The sequence below is a fragment of the Corynebacterium antarcticum genome (genome assembly GCF_016595285.2).
Taxonomy (GTDB): Bacteria; Actinomycetota; Actinomycetes; order Mycobacteriales; family Mycobacteriaceae; genus Corynebacterium; species Corynebacterium antarcticum.
Map to the genome: position 1 here is coordinate 250508 of NZ_JAENIP020000001.1, position 24276 is coordinate 274783.

Consider the following 24276-nt stretch of genomic DNA (forward strand, 5'->3'; position numbering starts at 1 on the left):
TCACCAGAACCAGGCCACCGGGGCGCCCTCCGGACCTCTGCAGTCGAACAGGATGTTCCCCTTCTCCACGCACCGGACGGCCCGCCCGTCCCCGACGTCCACGGTCCGCGGCTCCGCGAAATGGACGTTGTCCATCGCGTCCTCGTCCCCGAACGCCGCAGCCAGCGCCGCTTCGGCGGACCCGCAGCTCCCGGGATCCGGGGCGGCGACGTAGTGCACCCCGTAGAAACCACCGGCGGCACAGATGACGGCAGCCTGTCCGAGCACCTCGGTCCGGTCGCCCGGGTACAACGGATCCGCGGGCATCTTCGCGGCCAGCCCGGGGTCGTAGTCGGCTCCGCCCCACCGCTTCGCCTCGAGGTTCGCGGAGTCCCGGACGACGCCGGCTCCCCCGGCGTCACCGGTGGCTGCCGTGGCGTCTCCGGTCGCCTCCCCGGTCCGCACCGGATCCGAGGTCTCCGCGGTCACCGGGGCCGGGCTCGTCGTGTCCGGCGTCGTGGTGGCCGCCACCGACCCCGAGGTCCGTGCGGTGGGCGCGGACGTCTCCTCCGGTGCACCGGTTCCCGCCGTACCACAGCCCGCGATCAGCCCGATCGCGGCCAGAAACACCATCGCCGGGACCGTTCCACGGTTTCCGCTCATTGACACGCTCCTCACGGGATCAGGGGCCGGGCCGGAAGAACACGGCGCCGTTGATCGGGCTGATTCTACAGTTCCGCTCCCGGTGCCCGAAAGGCGGGCGGACCGCAGTCCAGCTACAGTGGTGATCGTGTCCGACGCCCCTGAGTCCACCAGTAGAACGCTCTCCCCGACGGAGGGGGACCAGTCCCCCGCCACGGAGTTCCTCGCCGCCTTCAACCAGATCGAGGCCTTCCTCCGCGACGCACTCGACGCGCGGAAATCGGACTCCTTCACCTGGATGGTCAGCCAGCTGGTGAAGCGGAACCGGTTGACCCGGTCCCAGTCCGACGCGCTCCACGCCTTCGCGGATCTGCGCAACGCGATCAGCCACGGTGAGTTCCGCGACGGACGCCCGATCGCCGATCCCCGCCCCGACACCGTGGCGGAGATCCGCCGCCTGCGGGATGTCCTCCTGGCGGCACCGACCGTGACCGGAGTCGTGAAGCAGGACCACATCATCCGTTTCTCCCCGGAGTCCCGGGTGACGGAGGTGCTCTCCGCGATCCGGGAGCACGGCTACGCCCAGTTCCCGATCTACGACGGGGGCGGCTACCACCGACTGCTCACCGCGCGATCCGTGGCCCGGTGGGTCGCCCACGACCTCGCGGACAACGGCCGCCTGGACGCCGTGACCGTCGGCGAGGTCCTCCGCTTCGCCGAGCCACGGGACCGGGCCGTCCTGGTGCCCAGGACGACAACCGTCCCGGAGATGCTGGAAATTCTCGGCACCCGGGATTCCGGGGGCCGGCTGCCCGATGCCGCGATCGTGACCGAGCACGGTAACCGGGATCAGCTGCCGATCCTCATCGTGGTCGCGGCGGACATACCCACCCTCCTCGATGCCGTGGCGTTCTGATCCACGGCACCGGATGGCCGGTCCCGGCGGCTAGGCGCTGAGCCGCTCCCGCAGGTGGGTCACCAGCTCCGCCAGGGGGACATCGATCTGCTCGTGGGCGGCGAGGTCCTTGACCGCGACCGTGCCCGCCCCGAGTTCCCGGTCCCCGAGAACGAGTGCGAACCGGGCTCCGGCCCTGTCCGCGCCCTTCATCGCACCTTTGAGGCCGCGGTCCCCGAAGGACATGTCGGCACTGATCCCGGCGACCCGGAGACGGTCGATCTCCACGGCCATCCTCCTGCGCGCAGCGGCCCCCATCGCGACACCGTAGACCGCCACGCGGGATCCGTCGGAGACACTGATGTTCTCGGCCTGGAGTGCGAGCAGGGCACGGTCGACGCCGAGCCCGAATCCGATGCCGGAGAGCTCCTGTCCCCCGAGCTGCGCCATGAGGCCGTCGTATCTGCCGCCGCCGCCGATACCCGACTGCGCGCCGAGGCCGTCGTGCACGAACTCGAAGCAGGTGCGGGTGTAGTAGTCCAGGCCACGAACCAGGCGCGGGGCCGGGGTGTAGGGCACACCCATGTCGTCGAGCAGGCCCGTGACCGTCTCGAAGTGCTCGAGGCAGTCGGGGCACAGATGGTCCGGCATGAGCGGCGCGTCCGCGGTCATCTCCTTCACCTCGGTCCGCTTGTCGTCGAGGACCCGCAGCGGATTGAGTTCAGCCCGCTGCCGCGTCGCCTCGTCCAGGGGCAGCCCGAGGAGGAACTCCTGCAGTTTCCGCCGGTACGCCGGGCGACAGGCCCCGTCACCGAGACTGGTGATCTCGAGCCGGAACCCGGTCAGGCCGATGCTCCGGAAGCAGCGGTCCGCCAGCGCGACGGTCTCGGCGTCGAGCGCCGGGTCGTCCACACCGATCGCCTCGACCCCGACCTGCTGCAGCTGACGGTACCGACCGGCCTGCGGGCGTTCGTAGCGGAAGAAGGGCCCGGCGTAGGACAGCTTCACCGGTAGCTGACCGCGATCGAGGTTGTGTTCGATCACCGCGCGCATGACGCCCGCGGTCCCCTCCGGGCGCAGCGTCACGGAACGGCCACCCCGATCCTCGAAGGTGTACATCTCCTTGCTCACGACATCGGTGGATTCCCCGACGCCCCGGGCGAACAGACCCGTGTCCTCGAACACCGGCAGCTCGATGTGCTCGTAGCCCGCGAGTCGGGTCTGCTCCGTGAACGTCTCACGCACCGTCAGAAACTCGGGGGAGACGGGCGGAACATAGTCCGGTACACCTTTCGGGGCGGAAAACGGCTGAATTTTAGGGGAATCCTTCACGGATCCAGAGTATAGAGGATCCGGTTCCCCGCACCCGATTCGGCCGGACCGACCTCAGGCCCCGGAACCCGGTGACTTCAGTTCCGATTCAGCGCGAGGAGGAAGGGGTTCGTACGGCGCTCCGCGCGCATCGTCGTCACCGCTCCGTGCCCGGGGAGAACCTGCAGTCGGTCATCGAGGGCGAGAACCTCCTCACGGAGGGTGCGGTCCATGGCCGCCGGGTCCGAGGCCGGGAGGTCGGTGCGTCCGATCGCGCCGCGGAACAGCACGTCGCCGGACAAACATATCCCCGCACCGATTAACAGGGTGCTCCCCGGTGAATGCCCCGGGGCGTGACGCACGGTGAACTCGGTTCCCGCGAGACTCAGTCGGGTTCTGTGGTTGAGGTCCCGGACCGTCGCCGGGCGGATCATCTGGTCCGCGGCGAACAGCTGGACCGACGCCGCTGACACACCCGCCGACGGATCGTCGAGCATCATGCGGTCCTCCGGGTGGATGTAGACGGGAACACCGGAACGGTTCGCCAGGGTTCCCGAGTCGCGGGTGTGGTCGATGTGCCCGTGGGTGAGGACCACGGACTCCAGGGTGAGCCCGCGCTCCTCCAGGATCTCGAGGACGCGCTGCGCCGCGTGCATTCCCGGGTCGATGACGACGCACCGATCCTCCTCCACGAGCAACCACGTGTTGGTCTGGTACGGGCCGGCGGCGAATCCGAGAATCTCCATGGCGTCATCGTAACGGCTCAACGCGCGGCCGGACACCCGGACCCGTGAGTGCGGCCGCGTGAAGCACTCGGGCTAGGATGGGCGGGATAGTTCACCACCACCACCGGACAACCACGACATCGGTTGCCGGCCGACCCGATCCGACCAGGGGACACAACGTTGAGCAGTAACAGAACCCGCCGAACAGAAGCGATGAAGAAGCTGGAGCAGGAGCTGAAGAGCCGCGACCGCTCCGAGAAGACTAAACCCCTGACGGTGGCGCTCGCCTCTCTGGCGGTCATCGCGCTCATCGTCGGCGGAATTTGGTTCCTGAACACCCAAACTGGCTCAGATGACTCCACCCTGGACGCCTCGGAACAGACGACGCAGACGTCGGCGGCTAACGAGGAGCCCGTCACCCTCACCGGTGCCCGGTCGACCGCCCTCGGCGAGACCGTGTCCTGCACCTACGATTCGGCGGGTCAGCCGGCGGCGCGCGAGATCGACACCCCGACCCACACCACGGACGTCCCCGCCACCGGCACGGTCAACCTGACGTTGAACACCAACAGGGGCCCGATCCCGCTGACGCTCGACCGGGCCGCGTCACCCTGCACGGTGAATGCCATCGAGCATCTCGCCTACCACAAGTACTACGACGACACGATCTGCCACCGCCTGGTCACCGCCGGCATCCACGTGCTCCAGTGCGGCGATCCCACGGGAACCGGCACCGGAGGCCCGGGCTTCGTCTTCCCCAACGAGTACCCCACCGACGATGTCGATGATCCGAACGCCCCCGTCGTCTATCCCCGCGGTTCCATCGCGATGGCGAACTCCGGCCCCGGCACCAACGGTTCACAGTTCTTCCTGAACTACGAGGACTCGACGCTGCCGGCGCAGTACACCTACTTCGGCACGATCGGCGAGGAAGGGCTCGCCACTCTGGACACGATCGCCGAAGCCGGGGTCTCCGGTGGCGGCGGCGGCGAAACCCCCGCCGAGGAGGTCCGGATCACCACCGCGGAACTCGGTTAACCGCCGCCGGGTGGATTCGGACGGAAAGCGGCCGCGGGTTCGGTGAATCCCGCGGCCACTTTGTCAACCCGATCACCGGGACGACACGGCGTACCAGTACTTTTACCCGCCAAACACCCCGAAAACCACACCCACTGTCAACCCTGAGAGCTTGACAATTCCGGGCAAAGGCTGTGTTAACCATGAATTCATGGCGTGAGACAGATCAGGTGTGGTGCATGCTCCACGAGAGCGGTTAGGCTGTTGATCAGTCCCAGTGCTAATCGATATCAAAAAAGGAATCTCCATGAAGCTTCTGTCCCGCAAGTCCCTCGTCACCGCCGCAACCGTCGTCGCTGTCTCCGTCTCCGGCCTCGCCGCACCGGCCATGGCCGCAGAAACGCCTGCCAAGAACCAGGCAGTCGGGTCCTCGGCACTGTTCAACAAGGACAACGCCAAGAAGAACGACGCCAAGGAGGACAACGCCAAAAAGGACGACGCCAAGAAGGACGACGCCAAGGGTTCTTCGGAGGCAGCTTCTGAGATCAAGAGCTGGGTCCAGATCCTCACGGCCGTCGCCTCCTTCTTCGGCGCCATCATCACGGTCGGTAACGCCGTCAAGAAGGTTCTCGGCCTCTAGTCACCATCGTGTGACGGCCCGACCGGTTCATCGGTCGAGTTTGTTTGAGGGGGCAACCCACCTTATCCCGGTGGTTTGCCCCCTCTTGCTGTACCTGTCCCCCTCCTCAAGCTTCGGAGGAATTCCTCACAACTTTCTCCCCACGGATAACGGGCCCGAGTGTTCCGTGTGGTCATCGCCAGGCCCTTACACGCCATGCGCCCCAGTCCATTCGACAACCCGCAGCCGTGGTCATCCTCTCCGCACCGGTCGCAGACACGGTGACGTACTGACACCGTCTCTGCCAGCAGGACCGCTCCACCGCAAAAAAGCACCTGAATTCAGCAGCTCCCCTCGTACGCCACGGCTCGATCACACCCCGGTTAGAGCCGGCCCGGCATCACACCGGTGATGATCACGGTTGTGCCCCACCGCCCGGTCGCGAAAAGCAGCACTGCAGCACTCCGGAGGTCGCTCCCAAACACACGGATCACCCGGCCTCGGTGTTTTCCGCAGTGTCCTACCGGCCTACGTTGGTCGTCTTCCCGGACGACGAGCTGTGATTCCCACCGGAACGGAGATACCCGCGGCATCCGTACTCTCATGCCGATTCTGAGGATCTCTCGGAGCTGTAGACACCCTCGTCGTGCGCCACCACCGGCGTGGCCCGAACAACCTTGACGTGCTGCGTGCGTCCGTTGATGTTCTCACTTGTGCCCACCGGACCGTTGGAGAGGTCATCAGGGGAATCCGGTACGCTCCCCTTCGTACCGAGACGGATGAAGGACCGTCGTCATCGGTGTACACGCGATGCTGAGGTCCCGGAGCTGACCCCGGACCTGGCTATACCCCCCACGTGTACCGCGGTCGGAGCGGCAGAATATTCCCCCTGCGGTGCCTCCCTCGAGCGTCTCCCCTTCTCGGGGCTCCCTGGTGGAACCTCGGGGCCTCTGGTTTCAGCCGTCGAGCTGGCCGATGGTCGCAGGAATCTACCGACCGTCACCTCAACGCGAAGGAGGCCCCGCCGATGGGTGGTGGGGCCTCCTTCGCTGTTGCTGGCCGCGACCGCGACGTCAGTCGGTGGAGACGCGGTAGACGTCGAACACGCCCTCCGTGTTCCGCAGCTGGGTCATCAGCGAACCGAGCTGCTTGGTGTCCGACACCTCGAACGTGAAGCGGCAGACCGCGACGTGGTCCTCGGCCGAGTAGGAGTTCATCGCGGTGACCGTCACCCGCTGCTCGTTGATGACGCGGGTGAGTTCGAACAGCAGCCCGCTCCGGTCCAGCGCCTCCAGCTGCAGTGTCGCGGCGAACACGCTGCCCGATCCCTCAGAGGCCCAGGCCACCGAGATGAGACGTTCAGGTTCCTCGTGCAGCTTGGACGCATTCGTGCAGTCCGTGCGGTGGACGCTGACGCCCCCGCCCCGGGTGACGAAACCGAAGATCGCGTCCCCCGGTACCGGGCCGCAGCACTTGGACAGCTTCGCCATGACATCGGGGCTACCCTCGACGAGGATTCCCGCCCCGTCCACGGACGCCTGGGGCCGGGAACTGACGAGCTCACTGAACGGGGTCCGGGCGGCGAGAGCGTCCTCGGCCTCGTCCGGCGAACCGAAGTTCGCCATGAGCCGGGACGCCACGTGCTTGGCGGAGACTGCGCCGGAACCGATGGCCGTGTACAGCGCGTCGACGTCCGGGTAGTGGAGTTCCGTGGCGACGGTCTTCATCGACTGTGCGGTGAAGAGCCTGTGCATGGGCAGTCCGCCGCGCTGCACCTCCGCGGCGAGGGCGTCGCGTCCGAGTTCGAGGGACTCCTCCCTGCGCTCCTTCGCGAACCACTGCCGGATCTTCGCCTTCGCACGGGGTGAGACGACGAACTTCTGCCAGTCCGCACTCGGTCCCGCTCCCGGATCCTTCGAGGTGAATACCTCGACACGGTCACCGGATTTCAGCTTCGATTCGAGGGCGACGAGTCTGCCGTTGACCTTCGCCCCGATGCACCTGTGCCCCACCTCCGTGTGGACGGCGTAGGCGAAGTCCACCGGTGTGGCGTCGACCGGGAGATTGACCACGTCGCCCTTCGGGGTGAACACGAAGATCTGGGTGGCCTGGAGGTCGTAGCGCAGCGAGTCGAGGAACTCGTTGGGGTCGGCGGCCTCCTTCTGCCAGTCCAGCAGCTGACGCATCCACGCCATCTGGTCGACCTCGGACTGCTCACCGGAGTGGGACCCCTTGGTCTCCTTGTACCGCCAGTGGGCGGCGATACCGAACTCGGCGTTGTAGTGCATCTCGTGTGTGCGCACCTGCACCTCGAGGGCTTTGCCGCCCGGCCCCATCACGGTGGTGTGCAGCGACTGGTAGACGCCGAAGCGTGGCGCGGAGATGTAGTCCTTGAAGCGGCCCGGCAGCGCCGAGTAGAGCGAGTGCACGGCGCCGATGGCGGCGTAGCAGTCGTTCAGGTTGTCGACGAGGATGCGGATACCGACAAGATCGAAGATCTCGTCGAAGTCCCTGCCCCGCACGATCATCTTCTGGTAGATCGACCAGTAGTGTTTCGGCCGGCCCATGACACTCGCGGCGATGGAGTTCTCCCGCATCGTCGACTGGACGTCGGCGATGATCTCGGCCAGATACCGGTCGCGGGACGGTGCCCTATCCGCGACGAGACGGACGATCTCGTCGTACTTCTTGGGATAGAGGATCGCGAAGGAGAGGTCCTCCAGTTCCCACTTGATGGTCGCCATTCCGAGACGGTGCGCCAACGGGGCGATGACCTCGAGTGTCTGCCTGGCTTTCTTCGCCTGCTTCTCCGGCGGCAGGAAGCGCATCGTCCGCATGTTGTGCAGGCGGTCGGCGACCTTGATCACGAGGACCCTGGGGTCCTGGCTCATGGCGACGATCATCTTCCGGATCGTCTCCGCCTCGGCGGCGGCGCCCAGCGCGACCTTGTCGAGCTTGGTGACACCGTCGACGAGTCGTGCCACCTCCTCGCCGAACTCGGCGGTGAGGTCCTCGAGGCTGTAATCCGTGTCCTCGACGGTGTCGTGCAGGAGTGCGGCGACCAGCGTCGTGGTGTCCATCCCGATCTCGGCGGCGATCGTCGCGACTGCGAGGGGGTGGGTGATGTAGGGGTCACCGGACTTGCGGTACACGCCTTCGTGGAGCCGCTCGGCGGTGCGGTAGGCGTGCTGCAGCGTGTCGATGTCGGCTTTGGGGTGGATCTTCCGGTGGATGCTGACCAGCGGGTCGAGGACCGGGTCCACCTTCGTCCGGGTACCGGTGAGACTCCGCGCGAGTCGGGCCGACATGCTCCGCATGTTGACCTGCTGCCTGCTGTTGCGCCCCTGGTTCATCACCGGTCACCGGCTGCCGGTTCGTTGACCACGACGAGTGGACTGTCGCCGAGCCGGTCGCGGCCCCCCAGTCCGGGTACCTCCAGGACGACCGCATGCCCGGCGACGGTGGCCCCGCAGTTCTCGAGCAGCTTCCGGGCCGCAACGAGTGTGCCGCCGGTGGCCAGGACGTCATCGACGAGGACGACGCGTACCCCGTCCAGGTCCGTGCCCGTGCCCGCCGGCACCTCCAGCGCGGCCGTGCCGTACTCGAGCTGGTATTCCTCGGTGTGCACGGGCGGTGGCAGCTTGCCCTGCTTGCGGATCGCGAGGATTCCCAGCCCCAGTCGGTACGCGACAGCTGATCCGAGGAGGAATCCCCGCGCGTCGAGCCCACCGATCAGTTGTGCGCCGAAGCGTTCGCAGGCATCGGCGAGTTCATCGACGACCAGCTGGAATGCCTCCGCGTCCGCGAGCACCGGAGTGAGATCCTCGAAGAGGATCCCCTCCTCCGGGAAGTCCTTCACGTATCGGATCTTCGCCGCGAGCGCTTCACGGGCATTGTCGTAGGTCATTGTCCTTCACTCTCCTGCCACCGGTCCATGTTCCACCCGATTCCGGAATTCCCGGTATTCACCACAACGTTACCTACGTTGCGGTCCACCACAAATGTTCGGGGCTCCGCAGCCAACGGAATCGTCGGGACATCCTGCCAGAGCCGTTCCTCCGCGGCGCGGAACTCCTCGAGATCATCACTGGTCACGTTGATCGACCCGTACTCCCCCTCCGGAACGAGAGCGACCAGCAGAGCGTCGAGGGTGCCTTCCGTGACCCGGGGATTCCACCACTCGTCGTAGGAGGACCGGACGAGGTCGCCCAGGGTGGAACCGTCCGAGCTCGCGTCGATGACCGTGATTCCCGCAGGTTCGCAGGACATCCGGATCGCCTCGACCATGGCCGCGAACCTCGGATCCGGACCGAGGTATCCGATCCGGATCGTCGTCCCGGACAGCGCCCGGGCCACGGTGAGATCGACGCCCAGGTGCGCGTCAGCCACCGGTCGGTCGTGGTCGGTGGCGGGACTGCCCGCGGGCGAGAGGCGAACCCCCATCGGCGGGACCGGCTGTCCGGCCACCTTCGAGGACGCCTCGGCGACCTCGGGTTGCGAGATGCACGCGGCGAACGCCGCGCGGTTCTGCGGGGTCGACAGCACGCCACCGTCGCCGAGAACCAGCTGTTCGATCCGGACACCGGTCACGTACTCGACCTCCGCGGTGTTACCGGGTTCATCCCTCTGGATCCAACCCACCGGGGTGCCCCCGGTGAAGTCGGCCAGGATGGCGGAGGCCTCGTCCCGCCGGGCCGCGACGTCGGTTTCCCGGGGCCAGACCAGCACCGACTCCGGCTCCGCGGGATCACCGTTGAAGCGTTCGTTGCGGCGCAGCAGCACCGTGCCGTCCCCGTCGACGCGGTCGATGGTGAACGGGCCGGAGGAGACCTGGAGGGCGGGATCGAAGTTGTCGAGATCGAACCCGGTGTTCCACACCTCCGCGACCGGGCGCAGAGTCGCGACATCCTCCGTGGTGAGCGCGGTGACGAGCTCCTCCTCCGTCAGGTCGGCCTTCGCCGCTATGGCGTGGGCGGGCAGGACGGTTCCCGGCCCGAAGAGGTACCGCCACCTGGACCCCGTCCCCTCGTTGAAGATGACGGTGAATTCCCTCGACCCGGCGGCGCACTCGAGGTTCTTCACCTGAGCCGTGAGCGGCAGGAATGCGTCGAACAGGCCCGGCAGGGTTCCCGCCTTGTAGGAGAGCAGGAAGTCCGTGCAGGTGACCGGAGCTCCGTCCGAGTACGTCGCCTCCGGGTTGATGGTGTAGACCACCCTGGGTTCCGGTCCGGGCAGGGGTTGGGCGGTCACCAGGTCACGGTTCGGGATCTGCTGCCCGGACGGGCCGTGCACGAAGGCCGGCGGGTAGAGGCGACCGGCGAGAGTGTCCGCGCTCGTGGAGGCACCGAGCAATCCCGCGGCGTTCGTCGTCGCGAGCGGCGAGGAGGTCGCGAGGGTGAGGCGTCTGGGTTCCGCTGGCGGGGAATCGTCGGGCGCGCCGTCGGGGGACGTGGCGCACGCCGCGATGAACAGCAGGGCTCCGCACAGCGCCGCGCACAGGCGCGCGGGAATTCTGACGGATGGGCCCGTTTTTCGGAGCAGCACGTCGGCCATTGGAGGCAGTCCTTGTCGGTCGTCGGGGATTCCGCCACGTCGGATACGTCCGACGGACCATCCCGTTCTCTGACCCCCGGATGGAGGGGCCGGGGATCGCTCCACGTGGAACTCATCACAGTATAGGCAACGGTGCGCCGGTTCCCCTCATCGAGCGGTCGTCGCCGCGCAACGGGAACCGGCCGCCCGACGTGGTGGACGTCGGATGGCCGGTTCCGTGGGCAGGTTCGGTCGGTTCCGGGCTAGCGCCCCGGGCGCCAGCTCGCTCCGGCGGATCCGTGGCCCGGGTTCACCGGGGTGACGGGGGTCGACACGGTCCGTCGTGCGGAGGGGCCGTCGTCGTGGGTGGACGCCTCGGAGGTGACCTGCCGGCCCTCCCGTTCGGCCAGCACCCGGTCGTTGTGCTCCCGTACCTTGCGCTGCCGGTTCTTCAGGGAGACGAGGATGGGCGTCGCGAGGAACACCGAGGAGAAGGTTCCCTCGATGACGCCGATGAACTGGACGAGCGCGAGGTCCTTCAGGGTGCCGACACCCATCAGCCAGACCGCCACGACCATCAGCGCCGCGATGGGCAGGGCTGAGATCACGGTCGTGGCGATGGACCGCATGACCGTCTGGTTGACGGCGAGGTTGGCCTGCTCGGCGTAGGTGCGCCGGGAGGTGTTGAGGAATCCCGCGGTGTTCTCCTTGACCTTGTCGAAGACGACGACGGTGTCGTAGAGGGAGAACGCGAGGACGGTCAGGAGACCGATGACGGTGGCCGGGGTGACCTCGAAACCGATCAGGGCGTAGATGCCCGCGACGACCGCACCGTCGACGAACAGTCCGCCCATCGCGGCGATCGCCATGTCCCGTTCGAAACGGACCGTGATGTAGCCGAAGATCAGCACGAGAAAGACGCCGAGGGCCAGCAGCATACGGTTGGTGATCGTCGATCCCCAGGATTCGGACACCGTGGAGTCGCCGACGACGTCGGGGTTCGGTTCCCCGGTCGCGTCCACCGGCTGGAACGTGTCGAAGAGCTGCTCACGGGCTTCCCCGATCTGCTGCTCGTCGAGCCGCTCGGAGTTGATCTCGAGGATGCGGGAATCGCCGGCGCCGACGACCTGGACCTTCTGCGGGGTCACGCCGGTCGCGTCGGTGAACACCTCCGCGGCCGCCTCGGTGGAGATTCCCTCGGCGGGCATGTTCATCTTGGTGCCGCCCTCGAAGTCGATGCCGAGGGTGAAACCACGGACGATGATTCCGAGCAGGCAGATCACGAGGACCACGCCGGTGATCGAGTACCACAGCCGGCGACGACCGACGAAGTCGATGCCGCCCTCACCGGTGTAGAGACGTCTGAAGATGGAAGAGCTCATGGGTTACTTCTCCTCGTTCTCGCCGGACTCGGCACCGGAGGTTGATGGGGCGACCGAACCGGAACCGGCGGTGTCCCGGTGTCCGTCCGTAAGCCGTGCGGTTGTCTGTGCATCGGTCTCTCCGTCGAGAGCGTTCTCCGCGTGGTCCCCGGCGAGCCACTCCCCGCGCTCGCGACGCTGCCCGGCGACCTTCATCACGCCCGCGAGGCCGTTGATCCTCGGGTCGGCGAAGGACGCCCTCCGGGAGGCCAGGATGACGAGCGGTGAGGTGACCAGGAAGATCACCAGGAGGTCGAACACGGTGGTCAGGCCGAGAGTGAACGCGAAGCCCTTGACGTCGCCGACGGCGAGGACGTAGAGCACGACCGCAGCGATCAGCGAGACGAAGTTACCGGACAGGATGGTGTGCTTCGCCCGGGCCCACGCGCGGGGTACCGCGGAGCGGAAGGTCCTCCCCTCCCTGACCTCATCCTTGATCCTCTCGTAGAACACCACGAAGGAGTCCGCCGTGGTGCCGATGCCGATGATCAGGCCGGCGACCCCCGCGAGATCGAGGGAGTAGCCGATCCACCGGCCGAGGAGCACGAGCGAACCGTAGATGAGTGAGCCCGCGGCGAACAGGGTGAACACGGTGAGGAATCCGAACACCCGGTAGTAGGCGAGGCAGAAGATGCTCACCAGGATCAGCCCGATGATGCCGGCGATGAGTCCGGCCTTCAGGGAGGCGAAACCGAGTGTCGCGGGGATGGTCGTCGCGGTTCCACCGCGTTCACCGTTCTCTCCGGCGAAGGACAGCGGGAGCGCGCCGTAGCGGAGGTTGCTGGCGAGGTCCATCGCCTCCTGCTGGGTAAAGGACCCGGTGATGGAGGTTCCGGAGCCGACCGGGGTCGGCGACTGGATCACCGGCGCGGAGATGACCTCGGAGTCGAGGGTGATGGCGACCTGTCGCTTGAGGTATTCCTGGGTGAGGGCCGCCCAGGTGGCGCCGCCCTGCTCGCCGGGGCCGGACTTGAAGGAGAAGTTGATCTCCATCTGCCCGGTCTGGGAGTTCAGGCCGCCGTTGATGGGGCGGTTGGTGTCGATCTCGTTTCCGCTGAGCCGCAGTCCGTCGACCGGGTCGGTCTCCCCGACGAGGAGGGGTGACGGACCGAGAATGTACTTGGCGCCGTTCTCGACGTCGCAGGCCACGAGAGGCTTAGCCGGATCGTCTGTACCGGCGATGGGATCGAGTTCCTCGTTGCAGACCAGGAGGGATGCGGCGGCGAGCTGCGTCGTCGGATCCTCGGACTGCCGGTCCGCGCGGAGCATCGAGGTCACCTCGGCGCGCCGGTCCGCCGCCTCGATCGAGTTGGCGGGCGGCTCGGGCGCGGTCGCGTCGACCGTCGGGGCCTCGATCTTCTCGACGTCGATCTCGGGCTTCGCGGCCTCCGACTCGGTGCCGCCCCCGTTCTCGCCCTCGGCCTGGGCCTGCATGTCCGCGATGGCCTCGGCCTGCTGTTGCGCGTTCAGGTTGAGCTGTTCGGTCAGGTCGTTGACCGCGATCTGGGCTTCGTCCAGCGAGATCACTCCGAGGGAGACCCACCGCTGCGCCATCTCCGTCTGCTCGGTGAGCAGCTTCTCCGGATCGGGTTGACCCGGTTCGGAGACCGGACGGAACAGCAGCTGGGAGGTCTGGCCCAGGGCGCGGGCCTGCGAGGTGTCCTCACCGGGAACGGTGATGACGAGGGTGTTGCCGTCCGTCACGACCTCGGCACCGGAGACGCCCATGCCGTTGACACGGTTCTGCAGGATGTTCCGCGCCTGGTCGAGCTGGTCCTTCGTCGGTTCCTCACCCTGGGGCACCAGGGTGACCCTGGTGCCGCCCTGGAGGTCGATGCCGAGCTTGGGCTTCGCCGAGTGGTCACCGGTCAACAGGACCAGTGAGTAGACGAAGATCAGGATCACCAGGTAGAGGGCGAGCGCGATCACCGGCCAGTTCTTCTGCCCGACGCGTCTGCGCCCAGATTGCGAAGCCAATGGAGTGTCTCCTTGTGTCTCAGCGACTCTGCGGATCTACCGCGTTCCGGCGGCTGGCGCCGGGGAGTGCTGGTCGGGGTCTTGCACGGTTGACGGGCCGCCTCCCTGTTGAGTGGGAGGCGGCGGGCAACTGTGACGGTGTGTCTGTTCAGTGTTCCGGGACGGAGACCGGATCACCGGGGTGAATCCCGGACTCCGATTCCGAGGGGCCGATCTACCGCACTGTCGTACGGCGAATCGGCCCGGTGTCACGGTTATAGTACGGCATGGGTGGCAGCTGTACGGCTACACCCCGGCTCGGCACCGGTGGCCGCGGCCGACCGGCGGACGGTAACCGCACCGTAGCGACCGTGGATGAGGTCAGCCAACCCACATCCGTGTGGCCAGAGTCACTTCCGGTCGGTGCTGTCGTCGGTTTCCGGGGCGGTGGTCGCAGACTCGTCGGACTGCACGTCGCCGTCCTCCCAGAACCGCTCGTCGCCGGTGGCTGCGGGCGCGGCGGCGGTGGGATCGACCTTCCGGATGATGGCGCTCCGCTCCCAGGTCATGTTGACCCCGACAGCGATCTCGAGATCGACGAGCTCGTCCGACATCCCCCGGACGACACCGTGGACACCGGAGGTGGTCACGACCCGGTCGCCGTCGTGCAGGGAATCCTGCAGCTCCTGGATCTCCACTATGCGGCGACGCTGGCGGCGGGCCTGGATGGTGGTGGGCACGATGAAGATTGCGGCGATTGCGGCGAGAAGTAGTAGTTCCATGCGCACCACTATGCCAGACGCCTCCCGGCCCCCCGGACCACCGCCCCGGGCCCCGGCTCAGCCCCGCAATGAGCCGGGCTCCACGCCGGGGGTTCCCTCCGGAGGGGCGAGTCCGAGATGCCGCCAGGCGCCCACGGTGGCCACCCGTCCCCGCCCGGTGCGGGCGATCATGCCGGCGCGGACGAGGTACGGTTCGCAGACCTCCTCGATCGTCGCCGGTTCCTCGCCGACGGCGACGGCGAGGGTATTCAGGCCGACCGGACCACCGCCGTGGCCCCGGATGAGTGCGTCGAGAACGGCCCGGTCGATACGGTCGAGCCCCATCGAGTCCACGTCGAAGACGACCAGGGCCGCGCGGGCGGACTCCATGTCTATGTGGCCGTCGCCGTGGACCTCAGCGAAGTCCCTGACCCGTCGCAGGAGGCGGTTCGCGATGCGGGGGGTGCCGCGTGACCTGGAGGCGATCTCCGCCGCGGCGTCCGCGTCGACGGTGACCCCGAGGATCCGCGCTGCGCGGGTGACGACCCGGGTGAGGTCTGCGGTACCGTAGAACTCCATCTGCGCGGTGAAACCGAAGCGGTCGCGCAACGGCCCGGTCAGCATGCCCGACCGGGTGGTCGCGGCCACGAGGGTGAAGGGCGCGAGTTCCAGGGGGATCGAGGTCGCTCCCGGCCCCTTCCCGACGATGACGTCGATGCGGAAGTCCTCCATCGCCATGTAGAGCATCTCCTCCGCCGGCCGGGCCATGCGGTGGATCTCATCGATGAAGAGCACGTCCCCCTCCATCAGGTTGGACAGCATCGCGGCGAGATCGCCGGCGCGTTCGAGGGCCGGGCCGGAGGTCATCCGCAGTGAACTGCCGAGCTCCTGGGCGATGATCATCGCCATCGTCGTCTTGCCGAGGCCGGGGGGCCCGGACAGCAGGACGTGATCGGGTGCCACGCCTCTCTTCCGCGCACCGGTGAGCACCAGATCGAGCTGGTTCCTGACCTTCGGCTGGCCGATGAATTCCTCGAGGGACCGTGGACGGAGTGTCGTTTCGACGTCACCGTCGGCGGGCTGCCGGTCGGGGGCGACCGGGGCGTCCGCCGGGCGACCCGCACCCTGTCCCGGTCGCGTGCCGTCGGGCAGCCGGAACTCGGTCTTCTCGATGTCGGACATGGCACTCACCCTAATCCCCCGCCGACGGTTCCCCCGTCGGGGGTTTCCTCACGCACCCGCTGCTCCATCATCCACGCCCCAGGTGGGCGAGGGCCGCGCGGAGCGTACCCGCGGTGTCCAACCCGGGATTCTCCGAGGAAACCGTGGCGACGGTCGCGGCCGCGGTGCGCTCGGGGAAGCCGAGACCGACCAACGCCTCGATGACCTGCTCCGGAACCACGGAGTCCACCGTCGGGGCCGGGGTCTCCGGGCCGGGTTCGGCCGCGTAAGCGCCGACCTTGTCCCGCAGATCCACGATCATGCGTTCCGCCATCCGCTTCCCCACCCCGGGGATCCGCTGGAGACTCTTCGCGTCGCCCCCCGCGATCGACGTGGCGAGCTCGGCGGGGTCGAAGACGGACTGCGCGGCGAGCGCAAGCCTGGGCCCGAGACCCGACACGCTCTGGAGGAGAGCGAACATCTCCCGGCTGGACGCGTCCGTGAATCCGTAGAGGCTCATCGCGTCCTCGCGGACGACCAGGGTGGTCAGCACACGGGCGCGCTCGCCCCGGCGGAGGGTCGCGAGCGTCTGGGGCGCAGCCGTGAAGGCGTAGCCGACACCGGCGCACTCGATGACCGCCGTGTTCAACCCGATGTCGATGACTTCACCGTGCAGTGAGGCGATCATGAGGGCAAACTCCTGTCGTTGTGGTGCGGCGGTGTCGCGGCACGGGTGATGGTCGGCCGGGCACCGTCGATGAGTCCGTTCCGTTGGCGGAAGATCATGGGGGCGCGCCAGCAGTGGCAGACGGCCAGTGCGAGTGCGTCCGCGGCGTCGGCCGGTTTGGGCGGTTCCGACAGGCCGAGGATGCGTGTGATCATCGCGGTCATCTGCTTCTTGTCCGCGCGCCCGTTCCCGGACACCGCCTTCTTGACCTCACTGGGGGTGTACATGTGGACGGGTACCTCCCGTTCCGCGGCCGCGAGCACCAGCACCCCGACGGCGTGGGCGGTGTGCATGACGGTGGAGACATTGCCCCGTTCGAAGACGCGCTCGACGGCGACGACGTCCGGACGGTACTCGTCCATCCACTCACGGACGGCACGCGACAACCTGAGGAGCCGCAGTGCCAGGTCGTCGCCGGAGGGCGTGCGGACGACGCCGACCGCGACCGGCAGCACCACGCGCCCCCGCCCCGCCTGGACGACGGACAGCCCGCACCGGGTCAGCCCCGGATCGATACCCATGACCCGCAGTCCCTCGAGATTCATCCGCGGCACCGATCCTTTCCGCCGAGAAGGCCCCGGGACAAGTTGGAGAAATGTGAAGGTCCGACCCCGGAGCCGCCAGCTGGGACAGGCGGCGGCCGCCGGACGGGTGTTCTGCACCGGAAAACCGCCGGACACCGATCCAGATTAGCACAGATTTTCTAATCGGGGTCGATCTCCGGCGGCCGGTGGGTGGCTGATTCAGTCCTCCTCGAGCTCCGCGAGGACCTCATCGGACAGATCCATGTTCGTGTAGACGTTCTGGACGTCATCCGAGTCCTCCAGACCATCGATGAGCCTGAAGATTCGGCGCGCGTCCGCGGCCTCCAACGGCACCTCGACGGAGGCGCGGAAATCGCTGTCCGAGTCATCGACGGGGATGTCCGCCACCGCGAGGGCCTCCTTCACGGCCGGGATGTCGCCCGGGGCGGACACGACCTCGAAGAGGTCACCGACCTTGTTGACTTCCTCGGCGTCCACTCCGGCCTCCAGGACGGCCATCAGCACATCGTCCTCGGTGCGGCCGTCGGCGCTCACGGTGACGACGCCCTTCCGGCTGAACAGGTAGCTCACCGCACCGGAGTCGGCCATCGAACCACCGTTCTTGGTCATGCGGGTCCGGACCTCGGTGGCGGCCCGGTTCCGGTTGTCGGTGAGGCACTCGATGAGCACCGCCACACCGTTCGGCCCGTAGCCCTCGTACATGATCGTCTGCCAGTCGGCGCCGCCGGCCTCCTCGCCGGAACCACGCTTGCGGGCACGCTCGATGTTGTCGTTCGGAACCGAGGCCTTCTTGGCCTTCTTGATCATGTCGTCGAGGGTCGGATTCGCCGACGGATCGCCACCTCCGGTCCGCGCCGCCACCTCGATGTTCTTGATGAGCTTGGCGAATTCCTTGCCGCGCTTCGCGTCGTTGGCGGCCTTCTTGTGCTTGGTGGTCGCCCATTTGGAGTGGCCGGACATCGTCTACCCTTTCCTCTGCGCGGTACCATCCGCCCGGTGCCCGGAACTTCGGACCACGGACGACGGTGCGGAGTTCTCACCCGCTCCCTCCGATGTCTCTCATGACACGGCGGCACCACTGAAGTACGTCGTTGGATTGTGTCCCGATTATACGCGGGGCGGCGGCGGGACCCACCGCGCCCCCGGGTCTCCGGCGGATCAGATGGTCGCCGCGACCATGTCCCGGAACAACTCGTGCACCCGTGTGTCGCCGGTGCATTCGGGATGGAAGGACGTCGCGAGCGCGTTGCCCGAACGGACCGCGACGACCGCGCCCTCCGCGGGACCGTCGGGGACGACCGCGAGAACCTCCACGCCCGACCCGACCCGCTCCACCCACGGTGCCCGGATGAACACCGCGTGGACCGGATCGGCGATCCCCGAGAAGTCGAGGTCCGTCTCGAAGGAATCGACCTGACGCCCGAACGCGTTGCGGCGCACGGTCACGTCGAGGACACCGAAGCAGTGGGCGTCGGCACGCGTGTCGAGGACCTCCCGCGCGAGCAGGATCATTCCGGCGCACGTGCCGTACACAGGAAGGCCCCCGGAGAGCAGTTCCCGCAGCGGCTCGAGGAGCCCCCCGAGCTCCAGCAGCTTCGACATCGTGGTGGACTCACCACCGGGCAGGATCAGCCCGTCGATTCCCCCGAGATGTTCGATCCTGCGCACCTGACGGTGTTCGACGCCGATCCTGTCGAGGGCCTGTTCATGTTCCCTGACACCGCCCTGCAGTGCCAGAATCCCGATCATCAACGCTGTCGCGTCCTTTCCTTGGGTGCCAGTGTGGACATGGGAATCGACTGGGTTCCCGGTCTCAAGGTACGCGCCAGACCCTCCTGGGTGACAACGGCGACGAGACTGCCGGACCTGTCGAATATCCGTCCGTGGGTCAGCGCCCGCCCGCCCGACGCGGAGGGCGACACCTGGTCGTAGAGCAGCCAATCATCCGCGCGGAACGGACGGAGGAACCACATCGCGTGGTCGAGGGACGCCTCCTGGACCTCGACGCCGGCGTGGGGCACGAGTGCGGACTGGAGGAGCGTCATGTCCGACATGTAGGCGAGCGTGCACACGTGTGCGGTCTCGTCATCCGGGAGCGGTGTTCGGGAACGGAGCCAGACGACCTGCTGGCTGGCGGTGTAGGGATTCTGCCGGTACTGCGACGGATCGACGACCCTGATGTCGAAGTCACTCCACTCGTCGAGCAGCGCCCGGAATGATTCACGCATCCCGGAGGTGTCCATGACGATGTCCTCGGGATCGGGTACCTCCCGCATCCGGTCGGAGTGCTCGACACCGTGGTCCCCGGACCGGTGGAAGGAGGCGGACATCGTGAACAGATTCTTGCCGTCCTGGATCGCCTTGACCTGCCGGGAGGAGAAGCTCCTGCCGTCCCGGAGCCGGTCGACGATGAAGACGGTGGGTCGGTCCGATTTCCCGGCGGCGATGAAGTAGCCGTGGAGCGAATGCACCGAGAGCCCGGGATCGACGGTCCGCGTCGCCGCGACGAGTGCCTGAGCGGCGACCTGGCCGCCGAATGTGCGGAGCAGTGTCGATTCGATGACGGTCCCCCGGAAGAAGTCCCGGTCGACCTGCTCGAGGTCCAGTACCCTGTTGATTCTGGCCACGGGAAAGCTCCCACTCCTTCGTTCTGGTGTCGTCCGGCCTGCGGGAGGCGATCCCGACCGCGGTTGGATACAGGTCGGACCCACCGGAACACAGTGCCTGTTCCAGCGGGTCCGGGTGCGGAAAAGCTACCTTCCGGCTCCGATGCTCGTCAGTCCGATCTCGGCGATCCTCCGGACGCCGGCCTCATCGTCCGGTGCGACGAGTGACTGGTTGTGGAGGAGCTCGGACAGACTGGACGCCTTGTCCCCGACGAGGACCGGATCCGAGTCGATCGTGTCGTTGATGTTCCGGACCTCGGAGAGCAGGGTGTCCGTGTCGGCTCCGTCGACCACCTCGGTCGAGTCGAGGACGATGTAGCGGCAGTTCCGGAGGCGCTTGCTCTTCAGCACCATCAGGGCGTTCTCGGCGCTGCGCCGGAACTCCTTCCGGTTGAGGCCGGCACCGGATCCCGGGCCCAGATCGTCGAAGAACAGTTCCAGGCGCTGCACACCCCCGTCGAAGTCACCGGAGATGAACGTTGTGTCCGAGTCAGCCTCGGTGTGCTTCTCGGCGTCGGCGCTCAGGAGAATCTTGAATATGAGCGGAACACTGCCTTCGTGCTGACCCAGCAGAATACGGTCACCGCCCTCAGCTTCTGTCGCGGCGTAGATGTAGCTGCGGTTGGCCATGGATGAAACCTCCTGCTGAAGATGAACGTGCGTTGTTGCCAGTGTAGTCCTACCCGATTCAGCCGGGGGGCAGGTGGTCACACACCCGCCCCCGACCGGATCACCAGCCGCGTTCGGCGAGCCGATGCGGCTGGGGGATGTCGTCAACGTTGATGCCGACCATCGCCTCGCCCAGTCCACGCGACACCTTCGCGATGGTGGCCGGATCCTCGAAGTTCTGTGTGGCCTGGACGATAGCCCTGGCGCGCTCGGCGGGGTTGCCCGACTTGAAGATCCCGGATCCCACGAACACCCCGTCCGCACCGAGTTGCATCATCATAGCGGCATCCGCGGGCGTCGCGATCCCGCCGGCGGTGAACAGCACCACGGGCAGGGTGCCGGTCTCCGCGACCTCGCGGACCAGCTCGTACGGCGCCTGAAGCTCCTTCGCGGCGACGTAGAGTTCGTCCTCCGCCATGGAGGACAGGCGCTTGATCTCGGCACGGATCGTACGCATGTGGGTGACGGCGTTGGAGACGTCCCCGGTTCCGGCCTCTCCCTTGGAGCGGATCATCGCGGCACCCTCGTTGATCCGGCGGAGTGCCTCACCGAGGTTGGTTGCACCGCAGACGAACGGGACGGTGAACCCGAACTTGTCGATGTGGTTCGCGTAGTCCGCGGGTGTGAGCACCTCGGACTCGTCGATGAAGTCCACTCCGAGGGACTGCAGGACCTGTGCCTCGACGAAGTGTCCGATGCGCGCCTTCGCCATGACCGGGATGGACACGGCCTCGATGATTCCCTCGATCATGTCCGGGTCCGACATGCGGGACACGCCGCCCTGCGCGCGGATGTCCGCGGGCACCCGCTCGAGCGCCATCACCGCGGTGGCGCCGGCGTCCTCGGCGATCTTTGCCTGCTCCGGGGTCACGACGTCCATGATCACGCCGCCCTTGAGCATTTCTGCGAGTCCGCGCTTGACTCTGGCGGTGCCTCGGGTGGGTTCGTTGTTGCTCACTGCGTTTTCCGTCTCCTGTGTGCGTCGGTGGGTCCTGGAAAGTACCCGCTCATAGTAGAACGGCCCGCCCCCGAAGGCACACAACAGGTGGACTTAGTTTCACGCCCACGCCCCCATCGGGCGGGACTTCAGTTCTCCCCGTCGTCGAGTGACAGTGCGAAATACTCCGGGAGCTGGGCGGTTCCACCGAGCCGCAGAACCCGGACGAGAGGGCGGGTCCGTAGCGCCCGGGTCCTGGTGACGTAGTCGTTGTAGAATCGGTAGGAAGTGTCCACGCGGAAGACGGCGCGCTCCAAGAGTTCCGGGGGGTCGCCCTCCATGTCCCGGAGGTGGGAACTGATCCGGTGTTCCAGTTGGACGCGCTCGGTGAACCGTCCCGGAGCCAGGGGGACGTCGATGGCACGGCGGGTGTCCTCCACAGCCCCCGGAGCCAGGACCCCGACGAGATCGGCTCGCCTGTCCAGGGCCGCCTGGAGACTCGACAATGCGGCGTCCGTACCGATGTGCAGCCGGTTGAGCCGTTGAGCGGTGAAGTAGCACCAGCACACGAACGCGGTGACCAGCACCGCGATGACGATCCAGATGATCAGCACAACCGCACCCCCGTGCCGTCGTCGACGGTCCGGTAGACCTCGAGAACCTTGTCGGCGACCGCCCGGCAGTCGTACTTCGCGGCTCGCCGGTGTCCCGCGTCGATCAGGGCACGCCGGCGGTTCCCGTCGTCCAGGAGCGTTCCCAGCTTCTCTGCCAGGTCGCCGTCTGATCCGACGGCGAACAGCAGTCCGGCCGGCTGCTCGGCCTCCACGTCGCAGACCGCGGCGAATGCCTCAAGGTCGCTGGCGATGACAGCGGCGCCGGCGGCCATCGCCTCCACGAGGACGATCCCGAAGGACTCCCCGCCGGTGTTGGGGGCGACGTAGATGTCCGCGGCTCCGAGTATCGCCGCCTTATCCGCGTCGCTCACCCGGCCCACGAAGCTGACTGATTCCATGGACCTCGGCGTCCCTCCGCCGATGACGGTGCAGTGGACGTCCCGGTCCAGCTTCGCGAGCGCCCGGAGGAGGATGTCGAGGCCCTTCCGGGGTTCGTCGATGCGCCCCAGGAAGACGATCTCGGGTCTCCTGTCGTCGGGACCGGATGATCGTCCCGCAGCCACGGCGCGTTCATGGTCGGCACGGGCGGCCGCGAAGAACCCGGTGTCGACCCCGTTGGGGATCAGGATCGGGTCACCCCCCAGTTGTTCGACCTGCCATCGCCGCGCCATCTCGGAGACGGCTATCCCTCCCCGGATCTTCTCCAGCATCGGACGGAGCACCGGAAGTGCCAGGCGGAGCAGCCGCGACCCGCTGGATGAGGCGTGATACGTCGCGACGATGGGGCCCTCCGCGAGCCGCAACGCCGCCATCGAGAAACTCGGTGAGTTCGGCTCGTGGATGTGCAGAACGTCGAAGTTCCCCTCCCGGATGAACTTCCGGAGCCGACGGTCGACCCACGGACCGAAGGACAGTCTGGCGACGGAACCGTTGTACCGGAACGGAACACTGCGCCCGCCCCGGACCACGAAGTCCGGGACCTCGGTGTCCGGTGAGCAGGGGCCGATGACCTCGACGTGGTGGCCGGCCTCGATGAATCTGCGGGCCACATCGATGATGTGGGCCTGCACACCGCCGGGTTCGTCGAAGGAGTACGGACAGACGACACCTATCCTCATCCGGCGTCCCCTTCCCGCCGATCCAGACCCCGCTCGAGGCGGTCCGCATCGAGATCCGCGAGCCACAACGGCTGCAGCATGTGCCAGTCGGCCGGATAGGCAGCGATGTTGGCGGCGAAGATGTCGGCCATCTTCTGCACGCCTGCGGTGATGTCGGATCCCACGCTGATCTCATCCGACACGCTGAAACCCCATCCATCAGGGGTGAAGTAGCTGTGGGCGACGTGCAGGGCGGCACCGGTGTCCCTGGCGAGGCGGACCGCCCCGCTGGGCATCCGCGCGATTTCACCGAAGAACTCGACCGGCACACCGGTCTTCCTGAGGTCCCGTTCCCCCATCAGGCACACGGTACCCCCTGACTCCAGGCGCTCACGGAGTATCGGGAAGGGGGCGGGTCCGCCGGTCAGCGGGAGCACCTCGAATCCGAGTCCGGTCCGGAAGCGGACGAACGCATCGTAGAGAACCTCGGGCCGCAGCCGCTCCGCCACCGTCGTGAAGCTCCCGTAGCGTTGGGCCATCAGAACCCCCGCCATGTCCCAGTTTCCGGTGTGCGGGAGAACCAGGATCAGACCCCGACCGGATGCCACCGCCGCGTCGAGGGTCGACAGCCCGACCACGTTCGGCGCGAGCCGCCCCAGAAGATCATCGTCCTTCGCCAGGATAGGCAGTCTGAATGCCTCCAACCAGTAGCGCGCGTAGGAACGGACCGAGGCCCGAACCAGGCTGCGGGTCACGTTCTCGGGACCGACCACCCTGCTGAGGTTCGCGCGGAGCTGCTCCATGCCCCGCCCCCGGTCCGAGGCGAGGTCGGCACCGATGGTGAACAGCATCCGTGCGACCGGAGCCGGCAGCCACCGGACCACACGCCACCCCAGGAGGTACCCGACCGCTGCAGGGTCCCCGGAACGGACCGCTCCCCCGAACTCGGAGACCCACCCGCGGGGGTCCGGATCATTGTGGTTGCAGTCCATGAACAGGTGT

General features: G+C 67.2%; 23 protein-coding genes. 3 read left to right on the plus strand and 20 right to left on the minus strand.

Annotated elements, in window-relative coordinates; all coding sequences use genetic code 11:
• Positions 1-642, minus strand: coding sequence for a hypothetical protein (locus JIM95_RS01070; protein WP_200257703.1), 642 nt, complete (start codon positions 640-642; stop codon positions 1-3).
• A gap of 127 nt (positions 643-769) precedes the next feature.
• Here JIM95_RS01070 and JIM95_RS01075 point away from each other — a divergent pair, with 127 nt between their 5' ends.
• The gene (locus JIM95_RS01075; protein ID WP_200257705.1) at positions 770-1537 is read left to right on the plus strand and encodes a CBS domain-containing protein; all 768 of its coding nucleotides are present in this window, start codon (positions 770-772) and stop codon (positions 1535-1537) included.
• Positions 1538-1567: 30 nt separating this feature from the next.
• Here the strand turns inward: JIM95_RS01075 and hisS are convergent, their stop codons facing one another.
• The gene (gene hisS, locus JIM95_RS01080) at positions 1568-2848 is read right to left on the minus strand and encodes a histidine--tRNA ligase (RefSeq protein WP_200257707.1); all 1281 of its coding nucleotides are present in this window, start codon (positions 2846-2848) and stop codon (positions 1568-1570) included.
• Positions 2849-2925: 77 nt separating this feature from the next.
• Positions 2926-3573, minus strand: coding sequence for an MBL fold metallo-hydrolase (locus JIM95_RS01085; protein WP_200257709.1), 648 nt, complete (start codon positions 3571-3573; stop codon positions 2926-2928).
• 159 nt (positions 3574-3732) lie between these two features.
• On the opposite strand from JIM95_RS01085, the gene JIM95_RS01090 reads away from it, so the two are divergent.
• Positions 3733-4590, plus strand: coding sequence for a peptidylprolyl isomerase (locus tag JIM95_RS01090; RefSeq protein WP_200257711.1), 858 nt, complete (start codon positions 3733-3735; stop codon positions 4588-4590).
• A 286-nt stretch (positions 4591-4876) separates the two neighbouring features.
• Positions 4877-5209 carry a hypothetical protein gene (locus JIM95_RS01095; protein ID WP_200257712.1) on the plus strand — a complete coding sequence of 111 codons (333 nt, stop codon included), beginning with the start codon at positions 4877-4879 and terminating at the stop codon, positions 5207-5209.
• Between the two features lie 1052 nt (positions 5210-6261).
• On the opposite strand, the gene JIM95_RS01100 is transcribed toward JIM95_RS01095, so the two are convergent.
• From JIM95_RS01100 to JIM95_RS01180, 17 genes are all read right to left on the minus strand, one after another.
• The gene (locus JIM95_RS01100) at positions 6262-8541 is read right to left on the minus strand and encodes a RelA/SpoT family protein (protein WP_200257713.1); all 2280 of its coding nucleotides are present in this window, start codon (positions 8539-8541) and stop codon (positions 6262-6264) included.
• Positions 8541-9095 (minus strand): adenine phosphoribosyltransferase, encoded by a 555-nt coding sequence (locus JIM95_RS01105; RefSeq protein WP_200257714.1) that lies wholly within the window; start codon positions 9093-9095, stop codon positions 8541-8543. The genes JIM95_RS01100 and JIM95_RS01105 overlap by 1 nt, the downstream gene beginning before the upstream one ends.
• Positions 9092-10741, minus strand: coding sequence for an ABC transporter substrate-binding protein (locus JIM95_RS01110; RefSeq protein ID WP_200257715.1), 1650 nt, complete (start codon positions 10739-10741; stop codon positions 9092-9094). Before JIM95_RS01110 ends, JIM95_RS01105 begins: the two co-directional genes overlap by 4 nt.
• Before the next feature lie 242 nt (positions 10742-10983).
• On the minus strand, positions 10984-12102 hold the full coding sequence (secF, locus tag JIM95_RS01115) for a protein translocase subunit SecF (RefSeq protein WP_200257716.1): 1119 nt from the start codon (positions 12100-12102) through the stop codon (positions 10984-10986).
• A gap of 3 nt (positions 12103-12105) precedes the next feature.
• Positions 12106-14118, minus strand: a complete 2013-nt coding sequence (gene secD / locus JIM95_RS01120) for a protein translocase subunit SecD (RefSeq protein WP_200257717.1) — start codon at positions 14116-14118, stop codon at positions 12106-12108.
• A gap of 389 nt (positions 14119-14507) precedes the next feature.
• Entirely contained in the window at positions 14508-14879 is a 372-nt protein-coding gene (gene yajC / locus JIM95_RS01125) for a preprotein translocase subunit YajC (protein WP_200257720.1), read from the minus strand.
• A 57-nt stretch (positions 14880-14936) separates the two neighbouring features.
• On the minus strand, positions 14937-16040 hold the full coding sequence (gene ruvB / locus JIM95_RS01130; RefSeq protein ID WP_200257728.1) for a Holliday junction branch migration DNA helicase RuvB: 1104 nt from the start codon (positions 16038-16040) through the stop codon (positions 14937-14939).
• 67 nt (positions 16041-16107) lie between these two features.
• Positions 16108-16707, minus strand: coding sequence for a Holliday junction branch migration protein RuvA (gene ruvA / locus JIM95_RS01135; protein WP_200257730.1), 600 nt, complete (start codon positions 16705-16707; stop codon positions 16108-16110).
• Complete coding sequence (ruvC, locus tag JIM95_RS01140) at positions 16704-17291, minus strand: crossover junction endodeoxyribonuclease RuvC (protein ID WP_200257732.1); 588 nt, start codon at positions 17289-17291, stop codon at positions 16704-16706. Before ruvC ends, ruvA begins: the two co-directional genes overlap by 4 nt.
• A gap of 198 nt (positions 17292-17489) precedes the next feature.
• Positions 17490-18251, minus strand: coding sequence for a YebC/PmpR family DNA-binding transcriptional regulator (locus tag JIM95_RS01145; RefSeq protein ID WP_200257734.1), 762 nt, complete (start codon positions 18249-18251; stop codon positions 17490-17492).
• Between the two features lie 198 nt (positions 18252-18449).
• Positions 18450-19040, minus strand: coding sequence for a pyridoxal 5'-phosphate synthase glutaminase subunit PdxT (gene pdxT, locus JIM95_RS01150; RefSeq protein ID WP_200257736.1), 591 nt, complete (start codon positions 19038-19040; stop codon positions 18450-18452).
• On the minus strand, positions 19040-19918 hold the full coding sequence (locus JIM95_RS01155; protein ID WP_200257738.1) for an acyl-CoA thioesterase: 879 nt from the start codon (positions 19916-19918) through the stop codon (positions 19040-19042). Before JIM95_RS01155 ends, pdxT begins: the two co-directional genes overlap by 1 nt.
• A gap of 126 nt (positions 19919-20044) precedes the next feature.
• Positions 20045-20587: a DUF7822 domain-containing protein gene (locus tag JIM95_RS01160; protein ID WP_200257739.1), complete on the minus strand. Its 543-nt coding sequence runs from the start codon at positions 20585-20587 to the stop codon at positions 20045-20047.
• A 100-nt stretch (positions 20588-20687) separates the two neighbouring features.
• Entirely contained in the window at positions 20688-21584 is an 897-nt protein-coding gene (pdxS, locus tag JIM95_RS01165) for a pyridoxal 5'-phosphate synthase lyase subunit PdxS (RefSeq protein ID WP_200257740.1), read from the minus strand.
• 128 nt (positions 21585-21712) lie between these two features.
• Positions 21713-22177 (minus strand): LemA family protein, encoded by a 465-nt coding sequence (locus JIM95_RS01170; RefSeq protein ID WP_200257741.1) that lies wholly within the window; start codon positions 22175-22177, stop codon positions 21713-21715.
• A complete protein-coding gene (locus JIM95_RS01175) occupies positions 22171-23295 on the minus strand; it encodes a glycosyltransferase family 4 protein (RefSeq protein WP_200257742.1) in 1125 nt (374 codons plus the stop codon). The genes JIM95_RS01170 and JIM95_RS01175 overlap by 7 nt, the downstream gene beginning before the upstream one ends.
• On the minus strand, positions 23292-24266 hold the full coding sequence (locus JIM95_RS01180; RefSeq protein ID WP_200257743.1) for a phosphatidylinositol mannoside acyltransferase: 975 nt from the start codon (positions 24264-24266) through the stop codon (positions 23292-23294). The genes JIM95_RS01175 and JIM95_RS01180 overlap by 4 nt, the downstream gene beginning before the upstream one ends.
• Between the last annotated feature and the right edge of the window lie 10 nt (positions 24267-24276).